Below are 11,245 nucleotides of genomic sequence, written 5' to 3'. Positions count from 1 at the left end.
GGCGCTGCCGAGGGCCAGCGCCCTTAGGCTGTAAGGCGGGAGCCGCGAGCTGGAAGATCTGGGAGGATGAACTAATGGATCAGGGGACGACACTTGGCCCGAACGCCAACCCGTACGTCCCGTATCCTGCCGTGATCACGCGCGTGACGCGGGAGACAGAGGCCAGCGACGTGAAGACCTTTCGCGTGGAGTTGTGCTGTGCGTCGGCCCGGGACGGTTTTCGATATCTGCCCGGGCAGTTCGCGGAGGTCTCTGTGTTCGGCGTGGGGGAGGCGCCGATTTCGATCACGTCCTCTCCAACCGACCGAGGATACCTCGAGTTCAGCGTGAAGAGGATGGGCCAAGTCACGACGGCGCTACATTACCTGTCCGAGGGCGCTGTGATCGGGGTGAGAGGCCCGTACGGCAACACGTTCCCCATCGCCGACATGAAAGGCAGGGACCTCATCTTCATTGGGGGCGGCATCGGCCTTGCACCGCTGCGTTCTCTCATAAACTACGTGCTTTCGGACGAGCTCAGGAGGGAGTTTGGTCGAGTCCGGATCATCTACGGTGCGAGGAGCTCGGGAGACCTCGTGTTCAAGGCCGAGCTCGAGCGGTGGGGCATGAGGGATGACGTCGATCAAGTGGTCACCATCGACCGGCATGAGGACGGATGGACCGGACGCGTGGGATTCGTGCCGGCGGTGCTGAAGGAGGTGGCCCCGCGACCGGATCGCGCCGTGGCGATCACGTGCGGGCCGCCCGTGATGATCAAGTTCGTGCTAGCCACTCTGACGGACCTTGGGTTCGAGCCGGACCAGGTGATCACCACGCTCGAGATGAGGATGAAGTGCGGAATCGGGAAATGCGGCAGGTGCAACATAGGCAGCAAGTACGTGTGTCGAGACGGGCCGGTGTTCACGTACCGCCAGCTGCTCGAGATGCCTCCGGAATACTGATGATGATCGACGCGGCGGCCATTTGCGCGCTCGTTCGGGAGCTCGCCCGGGCGAACGGAGAGGAGACCCGTCTTGCGCCCGAATTCGTCGCTCACTACTTGTGCTCCCCGGGGTGCGTGGCACTCGTCGCCGAGGCCTGCGGGCGCGTAATCGGCCTCGTGAGTTACCATATTCATCCCAATCTCTACCACTCTGGTCCGACTGCCCTCATCGAGGAGTGCGTGGTGTCCGAGGACTCGCGGGGTCGGGGAGTCGGGGAGGAACTGGTAGCAGCAGCCATAGAGGCAGCCAAACGCGCGGGTTGTGAAGAGATCTCGGTGAGCACGATGTTCGAAAACGAAGGGACGCAACGCTTCTACAGGAGGCTCGGATTCGGTGACGAGGCGTTGCTGCTCGAGATGCATTTCGACCGATGTCAGCCCGCCGAAAGCGGATCCGTGTGCGAGGAAAGGACCCCTTCAGGGACACGGGGAAGCGGGGGGAGCTGCGGCTAGGACGGGCAATGGGAGCCACCGGAGCGGCCTCCGAAGCCGTTTAAGGCCCGCGCGCTCATGGAATACTACGGACGACACTCCGTGCGGCGCTCGGACACAGACCACGGAAGGAGGACGCCAGTAAGTGAGCCTAGTGAGATGGGATCCTTTTGACGAGCTTGCGACGATTCGGGACGCGATGAACAGGGTGTTCGACGAGACATTCGCGAGACGTGCAGTGGGCGGCTTCTCGCTCGGTCGGGCGTGGCAGCCGTCGGTCGACATGTACGAAACCGAGAACGAGGTCGTTGTGAGGGCGGACCTGCCCGGCGTGGATCAGAAGGATGTGGAGATAACCCTCACCGACAGCGCTCTCACGATAAAGGGAGAATCGAAGTACGAGAAGGAGATCGAGGACAGGAACGTGTACCGCCGCGAGCGTGCCTACGGCTCGTTCTCCCGGACGCTGCCGATCACAACGAAGGTGAAGCCCGACCAGGCGCGGGCCAGCTTCAGGAACGGCGTCCTGGAGGTAGTCATTCCGAAGGCCGAGGAGGCGAAGGGTAAGGTCTACAGACTAGACATTCACTGACCGCATCTTCCGCCGACTCCGTCGATTTCCGCCCCGGGGGCCTCGGGTTTCGCCCGAGCCCCTGCCACCGCCCGGGTCGCGGGACCAGCCCGATCCAACGCAGCACGGCACGACCTCATCGGGGCTTGAATTCCGGGCGCATCTATGTACACTCTGGAAGAGAGGGGCGACCGACGGAACGACTCGAGCCCCAGGCCACGTGTCAGAGCCGCCGTCGCGCCAGCCACGCCCAAGACAGCAGGAAGCGGTGCGGGATATGGGCGTATACTTGGACATCGATGCGGATTTCATGTTCCGGCCCAGGACGTGTGGAAATCCCCGAATTCGACAGCGCTGCTGGATAGAGCCGGGCGAATTCGTGGGGCGACTCGAGGAGGCCGGGCTTGACTGGGACGCCAGTCCGATGATGGCTTTCACCGACCACAAAGAGGCGTACTTCGTTTGGAGGGAATGGGGCGCTCACTCGGCCACGCTGGTCCATGTGGACGCCCATTCTGACTTCTACGACACTTTCCCGTGGCTTGTACATTGCGGCAACTTCCTTAGGAGAGCGGCCGGTGAGGGCATGTTCTCGAAGATAGTCTGGGTCGTGCCTCGATGGCTCTACGACGCCGGCGAATGGGAGCGGTGGGACACCCCCGGAGTTCGGCTGTCGGTGGGCCGCAAGAGGCTCTCTTATCATCAAAAGGGGCGGTGCCGCGAAGGTCGCGGAACGGCTTTCGAGATCGTGCCGCACGACAGGTTCTTGATGCCCAACAGCAGAGTCGTCCTCATGACTCTAGCCACGAGTCCGGCGTTTGTCCCGGCGGACGGGCTTCCCCTCGTCAAGGACCTCGTGAGTAGTCTCGGCCAACGCTGCTCTCGGGTCGTGGTCAGACCGCACATCCCCGGAAGCCTGGAGAACCCTGTCCTTCGCAGGCTATGGACGGACGTTCGACGAGAGGGACGAGAGGGTGGAGCCGTGCGCCTGAGACGCAGTGAAACCGAGGCGCGGGAACCAGCGGTTCGGAGGCTGCTTGGCTATTTGTGGATCGAACATGAGGCATTCCAGCGTTGTCACGAGGAGGCGCGTCCTCCTTGGGTTGCGGGAGGTCTTGCGCCCACGGGTCTTGCGCCAACCGGTCCTGTGCCGACCGGTCCGCCGCCCATCAGTGGAATGTGCCCTGGTCGCGCTTCCTGAGCTTTCGCGGCGTGGCCATTACTCAGCGACCGAGACGGAGGGTGATTCTGAGTGACGAAGGACCTTGTCGAGGCGATCGAACAACGCAGGAGCGTTAGGGAGTTCAAGCCTGACGCGGTTCCCGATGCGACGATAAGCCGGATCATCGGTTGTGCCCTGATGGCGCCATCGGCAGGCAATATTCAGCCATGGCGATTCTGGGTGGTGAAACGGCCTGACGTCAAGGCCGCTCTCGCGGATGCCGCTTTCGGGCAGGGCTTCGTAAAGGAGGCGCCTGTGGTGGTGGTCGTGGCGGTCGAGCCGAAGCGGAGCGAATCCAAGTACGGGAGGCGTGGTTCGGAACTTTACTGCATCCAGGACACCGCGGCCGCAATCGAGAACATGCTCCTCACAGCGGTGGCGTACGGCCTTGGGGCGTGCTGGGTAGGGGCGTTCGATGAGGATGCCGCAAGGCGCGCCCTTGGTCTGCCCGAGGGCGAGCGGCCCGTCGCTATGATACCCATCGGCTACCCCAAGAGAGATCCAGCTGGCAAGCGCCCGCGCCCTCAGCGACCCTGGGAAGAGGTCGTCGTGGTGGTAGACTGAGGGGCAAAGGGATCCAGCCGCGCGATCATGGCCCCCAAACTGGTCTTGCCGCTCTCGGCGCGTTTCGACTGAGCGGAACGCTTGCCTGCTGTCTCGAGTAGTGCCAGCCCTGGGTCCCAGGGCATTGGCGAACGAGCAGGAATACCAGGAGTTGGTGTCGAAAGAATAGTACAATACTGAATGGACGCGGGACGCGGTCAATGCGTCCGCTTGCTTTGTCATGACTATTGGAGCCGGTCTCGGCTTCGTCCGGCAGTTCTGAGCGAGGAGATAGCAGGGATGAGCCTGTGGGGGACGGTCGGAGAGGCTCCGGACACACATGCGGGCGCGTCGAGGAATACGGAAGCAGAGGAATACGGAAGCGAAGGAGCAAGAAGGGAGGTCTCGAGGAACGATGAACGTACGGTCAGCACACTCGAAGCTAATGCTGGTAATGGCATGCTTTCTGACGGTTGCCTTCCTCAATCTCAGCGCAAGCGCGCTCGCGACCGACAGGGCGGACGTCGACTCCCTGGTCTCCGGCAACACCAGTTTCGCGATTGATCTCTACAAGAAACTCGCCCAAGACGAGGGCAACATCTTCTTCTCGCCATACAGCATTTCGTCGGCGCTTGCCATGACGTACGCGGGCGCGCGCGGCGAGACCGCGAGACAGATGGCGGGGACGCTGCATTTCGATCTGGAGTCTGAGAAGCTGCACGCTGCCTTCTCGGACCTAACGAAAACGTACAACCTTCCTGGGAAACAGTATCAGCTCTCCGTGGCCAACGCCTTGTGGGGACAGATGGGCTACGAGTTTCTTCCCGAGTTTCTAGACATCACTAACAAGCACTATGGGGCGGGCTTTCGGGAAGTCGACTACGTCGGCGCACGCGAGGAGGCGCGGGCGACCATCAACAAGTGGGTCGAGACGAAGACCTGCGGCAAGATAAAGGACCTAATCCAGGCTCAGGACTTGACTCCGCTCACGCGGCTCGTTCTGACCAATGCCATATACTTCAAGGGGCAATGGCAGACTCGGTTCAACTCCAAGGATACGAAACCTATGCCGTTCCACGTGTCCGCTCAATCTACAGTGGACGTTCCCATGATGCATCTGGTGGCGCAGTTCAACTACGCGGAGAACAGCCACGCGCAGATTCTGGAGATGCCGTATTCCGGCGGAGATCTCTCGATGGTCATCTTGCTCCCGCAGGAAGGGTCGCAGCTGGCGGAGCTCGAGGATGTGCTCGAGCCCGGTGTTGTCCGATCCTGGCTTTCGGAGCTCGCCAAGGCGGAGGTGGAGGTCTTCCTGCCGCGATTCAAGTCTGAACAGCGGTTTGTGCTGAATGACGCCTTGTACTCGCTCGGGATGAGGGACGCGTTCGACATGTCCGCAGCCAATTTCTCTGGCATGACTCCAGGTTCGAAGTTGTACATAAGTAAAGTGCTTCACAAGGCATTCGTGGAAGTGAATGAGGAAGGCACCGAGGCGGCTGCAGCCACGGCTGTGATAATGAGCGCAAAGCTGGCTGTCCCCGCTCGGCCTCACGTATTTCGGGCGGATCGTCCGTTCATCTTCCTCATCCGCGACCTACGCACCGGAAGCGTGCTCTTCATGGGTAGGCTGGTCAGCCCCGCGCACTAGGCACGTAGATTGGAGGTGACGATGGAGTGAGCTTGCCGGGTGCGAAGTTTTCTCGCGGCATGAACGTCACGTGCGGGAGGGCGGAGTTGACAGGCATAGTCATCGCGGCTATCCTGGCTGTTTTGTCCTTTTCGGAAGGCACCAGCGCGGACATGGGAAGGATCCTTACGACAGCGGCGAAGGTTGAGGAGAAGGCGCAGAAAGCCATCATTCTCCACAACCTGGAGGAGGAGGTCCTGATTCTGGGCACGGACCTTCAGGCTGACAGGAAGACGACGATCCTGAGGTTCATTCCGTTCCCCACGGAGCCACAGGTGAGCCTCCACGAAGGGGATCCGTTCAAGGTCGTTGCCCAGCTGATGCACGAACACAGGCTGGTCTTTCTCACTACGTCAAAGAGTGGAACGGTGTCGGCGTCGCCGGTCGAGATACGGCTGAATGTGAAGCTCGGAGCCCACGATATAACCGTCGTTAAGGTCAATGAAATCGGGGCGTTCAGGCAGTGGGTGGAGAGTCGCCTAGCGGACAAGGGCCTGCTTCAGTCGAAAGACTTTGCGGTGGTGCAGGATATTGCCGCGGACTACGTGAGCCGCGACATAAGGTTCTTCGTCTTCGATGTCGTAGAGGTCACGCCGGAGACACGTTTCGTGGAGCCCGTCGTGTACAGGTTCAAGACCAAGGACCTCTTCTACCCGCTCAAGACGACCAACACGTTCGGAGGCGAGGGCGAGATCGACCTCGTGGTCATTGCGCCCGGCACGTTGTGCGAGCCGCTCTTCGGCGAACCTCTGTACCTTCGGGAGGGTGAGCGGAGCGGATCGAGCTCTGGCTTGGGCATCCGGGCGATGGGGGGACTGTGGCACGCGCCGCGCGTGACCACGTCGGACGAGGTGTCCAAGAGCGAGTTGGTGGGGGTGTACAGCGATGCCCCGGAGTTCTTCAGTGCGCATGACGCGGTATTCATGCAGCTCATCCAGTACAACGGCCCGTACCTGTTCGAGGACGACATCATGATAGACATCTCCAGCGCGCCGCGGAAGGCATATCAGATGCCGAGCGACGAAGAGGACTATGATCCCTTCGAAGACATTCTGAGAGAACTGCAATTCAACAAGTGATGCCCCGTGCGCTGCCCGGTGTGGTCCGAGATGGCGACCTGTGTCAAAGCCAAAGCGAGAGAAAGAGGCCGACCGTCGGTGGCGGTGATGGGGTTCTGCAGGATTGGCTTCGGGGCACGCCCCGACTACAGAGGCACGTTTCTCAAGACCTCTCCGTGCGGAAGGGGAGTGGGGCCTTATGGCTCTGAAGTCTCCGGATGAAGTGGCCGCAGGCATGGCGCAACTGGGGTTCAGGAAAGCCGCGCTGCCCGCGGGTAAGACGTTGCTCCTCGGTTTCCTGGCGGGAGCGTACGTCGCCCTGGGGGGCCTTCTCGCAGTGCGGGCGGCCGGGGCGCTGCCCAAAGAAGCGTGGGGAGGTTTGGCGAGGCTCGTATTCGGAGGCGTATTCCCGGTGGGCCTCATGATCGTGATCGTAGCCGGGGCGGAACTCGTCACCGGGAACTTCATGACTCAGTCTCTAGCGTACCTGGACGGAAAGGTTGGGCTCTTCGAGGGAGTCGTTCGCAACTGGGTCCTTGTCTATCTCGGGAATTTCGCAGGCTCCGTTTTCGTTGCCTTCGTTCTTGCGTACCTGTCCGGGATAGTCATGGAACCCGTGAGGACCGGCGACCTGGTCACGCAGATGCCTTGGGCGGCGTTCGCGGTCCGGACCGCGAACCCCAAAACCGCCCTCTCATGGTGGCAGGCCTTCCTTCGGGCTGCTGGATGCAACTGGCTGGTGGGGCTCGCCGTGTGGATGGCTTTCAGCGCAGAGGACATCGCAGGGAGGATCCTGGTCATTTGGTGGCCGATAATGGCTTTCGCGGTCATCGGTTTCGAGCACTCTGTGGCGAACATGTTCCTGATTCCGCTCGGCCTGTTCGCCGGGAGCGATCCGGCGTACCTCGCCTTCGTCGGGACATCCGCTGGAGCGGCCGGGCACGTCCCAGTCCTTCAAGCCACGTGGGGAACGTTTATCGTGAACAACCTCATCCCGGTGACCCTGGGCAACATGGCGGGGGCTGGGGTATTCGTGGGCGCGGCATACTGGTACGTGTACTTGCGAAGGGCTGAAAGAGGAGAGGCCGCGAAGGTTTCTAGAGCCGTCTGAGAAGTTGCGCTGAGAGGCGACAAGGGCGGGGAGCTGGGGAGCCGAGGCGACTGCCGATGGGGCTGTCCTCGGCCTATCGTGCGCTACCGCGGTGGTGCTTTACATGGAAAGCCCGAGACCTAGACCTGAGACGAGGGCTCAACGCGCCGCGTATACGCGACGGGTCGCCGTGTGGCGGATCGGTTACGGCACGGTCTTCATCGTGGCCTGCCTGGTCGTCTTCTTCTGGGCGCCTGCACGGGTGAGCTACCGGATAGCTGAACGATATCGCTTTTCCGGAGGTGTCCAGGGGTCCTCTGTCCGCTTGCACGTTTTCGTGCCGGAGAGCGGCCCATACCAATCCGTGACGCTTCAGCGTGTCATCTGGCAAGGCGTGTGGGAGAAACGGCATGTGCGCGGGCTTCCCGTCCTGTTCTTTGAGGGTGAGGGCGGGGCCGCTACGAGCGGCGAGGCGGAAGCTCTCGTCGAGTACGCGGTCACGGTCAGGCAAGGAATGGCGGAGTGGGCCGGCGCGTCTGAAGCGTCAGACCTGGCTCCTGCGGAGGGAATAGAGTCAGACCATCCCTCCATTCGGGAGAAAGCTGCTGCGCTTGCGGGCGGCGAGGCCAGCGCAAGACGGAAGGCGTACCGCATCTACCGCTTCGTGGCGGGCTATCTCCGGTGGCCAAAGGGCACTCGGACGGGTGTGACATCCTCCGCCGTCACGGCCTACAAGACGGGTGTCGGGGTGTGCGAGGATTTCGCCGGCCTGACCGTAGCTCTGTGCCGGGCCTCAGGCATCCCGGCTCGAGTGGTGTCGGGGTTGGCGTTTGCCGGCGTTCCGCCGGTCCCGCTCCTTGCCGTGACACGGAAGTGGGGCCATCCTGCAGGGGCACACGCGTGGGTCGAACTCCACGACGGGAGTCGGTGGCTCATGGCCGACCCGTCCTGGGCCTCAGCCATCGCGCCGCGGCTGCACTTCGGCCGCAATGACGGAATGCACCTGTCGTACGGCAGCGCCCCCGCGGCGAAACGCGCCTACGAGGAAGTACTGGAACTAGTAAGGAGCAGGGGCGCGGTCGTCGGAGCCATGTCCGCTCCGCTCAGATTCGTCGCAGGGGCGAGCTTTGAAGGCGTTACCATCGTGCCGGAAGTCACCGTGCAGACGCGCTGGGATGGGCGTTTGGCAAATACAGTCCTTACAGCGGTGTTCCTCGGATGGGCGCTGCCTGCACTGGGGCGGCGGTTCGAGCGGCGAAGGGCAGGGGGGAGGACCAGGAAGCGGTGACGGGGGAAAGGCGAAAGGCGCCGTGCCTGAAGCCTCCACTCCAACGATCACTTCGCCAATCGGTCGGTCGGTTTGAGTCCCCGTGGCTATCCGAGCGCCTGGAGCAAGTCGCGCTTACTCCCCTCATTTCCCCCGTGACCACCTGCTGTCTCTCTGTCCAACACCGTGGAGCGCCTCCAGGTGCGGCCCTTATGGTGGCATCCACGTCTGTGGCGAGTCATACAACGATTGCGGCCGGCTTCGCACCGATCGGAGTCGGGCGAACATCTCGGTGGTGTGCAGGGATGTCGTTGTCTCGCGTTGAATACCTCGTCCCAGTCTCGGTGTTGCAGGAGAGTGAGAGGATTTGGGCACGATGGGGTGGGGATTGGGAGCTCTGTGCGCTGCGGGTTTTGTGATCTTCGGGATGACCAACACGATGACAGGCCCGCTGCTACCATCACTACGGCTTGATTACCAGCTCAGTCTATCCCGGGCCGGTAGCCTTTTCACCGTCCAGTTCGCAGGGTTCATTCTGTCGGTCCTGGTGGGCGGAGTCCTCGCCGACACCTTCGGGAAAAGGAAATTCGTGGTCGCCACGACCGCCATTCTGATATGTGGATTGACTCTCATCGGATGTTTTCGCAACGTTTGGCTTCTGGACCTCGGATTCTTCGCCATGGGTGTCGGGTTCGGAGGGTTCGACGCGGGATTGGCTCCTCTGGTCGGGGACCTCAACGCTCACAGAAGGGCTTTCGCCTTGAACCTTCTCCACACGTTCTTCGGGGTCGGCGCGCTGGTCGGGCCTCTATGGGCAGGGTACATCGTTGCAGGCTCGGTGACGTGGAGGTACGCTTACCTGGCGATGGCCGCGTGCTCCCTCGTGTTCCTCCTGGCGTTCGGCGCTCGCCGCATCGCGCCTCGTCTCGGTGCCCCTCGTCCGGCCGGGGAAAAGCCGAGCCGCGAGCGTTTGTCTTCATTGGCCTTTGATAGGCGGCTCATGCTTCTCGCCGGGTTGGTGTGCGTCTACGTGGGCGTCGAGAGCGGAGTGAGCGCTTGGGTGTTCTCGTTCCTGACGGCAGCCTTGAGGGCGACGCGCGAGGTGGCCACGGGCGCGGTCTCGCTTTTCTGGGCGTCGCTGACTCTCGGCAGGCTGGTGTCTGCGTATGTTTCCGAGAGGCTGGGCCACTCGTCGTTCATCGCGTGTTGCTGCGCGGGCTCGGTCCTGGCGGGATTGCCTCTGATGATGGGACCGGGCGTTGGCGCGGCGCTCGCATCATGCGTTGCCCTTGGGTTTTTCTTCTCGGGCATATTCCCGACGATCATGGCCCAAGGAACGTCGCTCTTCCCGGGCTCGACGGGGAGCGTGACCGGCATGCTCGTGGCGGCGGGGGCGGCCGGAGGGGCCGTCTTCCCCTGGCTCATCGGCTTGGTGTCTGATGCGTTCTCCCTGAGCACGGGAATGCTGCTGATACCCGTCGGATGCGGTCTCATGTTGGCGCTTTCGGTGGTCAACGCGCTATCGACGAGTGCGCGCGCGGCAAGGCGCACAGAGGTGTGCTCGCGCGATCGTGAGAGCTCGACCCCGATCACGTGAGGTTTGCGGGTACAAGACCGCGTTCGCACAGTCTGCCCGGTCCCTCGAGGGGCCGGGCTGCTTGCGTGTTCGGGGCCAGCGAGACTCCGCTGTGTCACCCTAGTCCGGGCGGGCATATGATATAGCGCCTGGCGCCGCAGGGGTGCGCTGCTGGAGATCTTCGTCGAGGGCTGTCTTAGGGAGGTGAGTTGAATGGCCGAGATTACCAAGCCGGGTGGAGGCGGAGGTTCCTGGTGGTGGTGGATCATAATCATAGTCATCATAGTGCTCGTGGTACTGTTCTGCTTCTGTTTCTTCCCCATCTGCAGTTGAGTGAATAGACTCCTCCGCTCTCAGCGCCTGAACCGGATCGGATTCTTCTGTAGCCCGACTCCGTCCCACGGGTCGGGCTCTCGTTACTCTCTGGCCAATCTCTGATGTCAACGGGGACAAAGGCGACGAAGACGACACTGAGCAGGGCCACAAAAGCCCTGCTCAGCGCTCAAATGCCTGTTTGACGCATTCCGCACAAAACCTTGGTGCCGAAGGGGGGAATCGAACCCCCATGGAGGGTCACTCCGCGCGATTTTGAGTCGCGTGCGTCTGCCAGTTCCGCCACTTCGGCACCTAAACTCGGTTCACATGCGATTGTCTACTGAAGACCATCCATCACGGTTGGTGCACGCGCACCGTCGCTGCACCTTCGCCTGTCATAAATTATACACCATCAGCGAGCCCTGGGGCAAGTAGGCCGCGCAGTCTCGTACCTGTCAAGGGAAAGTAGGTAGAGACCTCACGGAAAAGTGATGTCGACGCT

General features: G+C 62.0%; 10 protein-coding genes and 1 tRNA gene. 10 read left to right on the top strand and 1 reads right to left on the bottom strand.

The features are described from left to right. The first annotated feature begins 74 nt into the window (after positions 1 to 74). The 10 genes from NUW12_13045 to NUW12_13000 all read left to right on the top strand — a co-directional run bounded on the left by NUW12_13045 (position 75) and on the right by NUW12_13000 (position 10,449). Complete coding sequence (locus tag NUW12_13045) at positions 75 to 941, top strand: FAD/NAD(P)-binding protein (GenBank protein MCR4403668.1); 867 nt, start codon at positions 75 to 77, stop codon at positions 939 to 941. A 2-nt stretch (positions 942 to 943) separates the two neighbouring features. Next, a complete protein-coding gene (locus NUW12_13040; protein ID MCR4403667.1) occupies positions 944 to 1,435 on the top strand; it encodes a GNAT family N-acetyltransferase in 492 nt (163 codons plus the stop codon). 124 nt (positions 1,436 to 1,559) lie between these two features. Beyond that, the gene (locus NUW12_13035) at positions 1,560 to 2,006 is read left to right on the top strand and encodes an Hsp20/alpha crystallin family protein (protein ID MCR4403666.1); all 447 of its coding nucleotides are present in this window, start codon (positions 1,560 to 1,562) and stop codon (positions 2,004 to 2,006) included. Between the two features lie 256 nt (positions 2,007 to 2,262). Beyond that, complete coding sequence (locus NUW12_13030) at positions 2,263 to 3,186, top strand: hypothetical protein (protein ID MCR4403665.1); 924 nt, start codon at positions 2,263 to 2,265, stop codon at positions 3,184 to 3,186. A 51-nt stretch (positions 3,187 to 3,237) separates the two neighbouring features. Further along, positions 3,238 to 3,771 (top strand): nitroreductase family protein, encoded by a 534-nt coding sequence (locus NUW12_13025; protein MCR4403664.1) that lies wholly within the window; start codon positions 3,238 to 3,240, stop codon positions 3,769 to 3,771. 394 nt (positions 3,772 to 4,165) lie between these two features. Further along, positions 4,166 to 5,398 (top strand): serpin family protein, encoded by a 1,233-nt coding sequence (locus tag NUW12_13020; protein ID MCR4403663.1) that lies wholly within the window; start codon positions 4,166 to 4,168, stop codon positions 5,396 to 5,398. A 26-nt stretch (positions 5,399 to 5,424) separates the two neighbouring features. Then, positions 5,425 to 6,516, top strand: a complete 1,092-nt coding sequence (locus NUW12_13015) for a hypothetical protein (GenBank protein ID MCR4403662.1) — start codon at positions 5,425 to 5,427, stop codon at positions 6,514 to 6,516. 178 nt (positions 6,517 to 6,694) lie between these two features. Then, positions 6,695 to 7,606, top strand: coding sequence for a formate/nitrite transporter family protein (locus NUW12_13010; protein MCR4403661.1), 912 nt, complete (start codon positions 6,695 to 6,697; stop codon positions 7,604 to 7,606). 103 nt (positions 7,607 to 7,709) lie between these two features. Beyond that, a complete protein-coding gene (locus NUW12_13005; GenBank protein MCR4403660.1) occupies positions 7,710 to 8,873 on the top strand; it encodes a transglutaminase-like domain-containing protein in 1,164 nt (387 codons plus the stop codon). A 355-nt stretch (positions 8,874 to 9,228) separates the two neighbouring features. Continuing rightward, a complete protein-coding gene (locus tag NUW12_13000; protein MCR4403659.1) occupies positions 9,229 to 10,449 on the top strand; it encodes an MFS transporter in 1,221 nt (406 codons plus the stop codon). Positions 10,450 to 10,965: 516 nt separating this feature from the next. On the opposite strand, the gene NUW12_12995 is transcribed toward NUW12_13000, so the two are convergent. After that, positions 10,966 to 11,053, bottom strand: a tRNA-Leu gene (locus NUW12_12995). Positions 11,054 to 11,245: the final 192 nt, after the last annotated feature.

Source organism: Bacillota bacterium, from assembly GCA_024653485.1.
Taxonomy (GTDB): Bacteria; Bacillota; SHA-98; order UBA4971; family UBA4971; genus UBA6256.
Note: the sequence above shows the minus strand (reverse complement) of the source record. Positions and strands in the feature narration are given on the sequence as shown.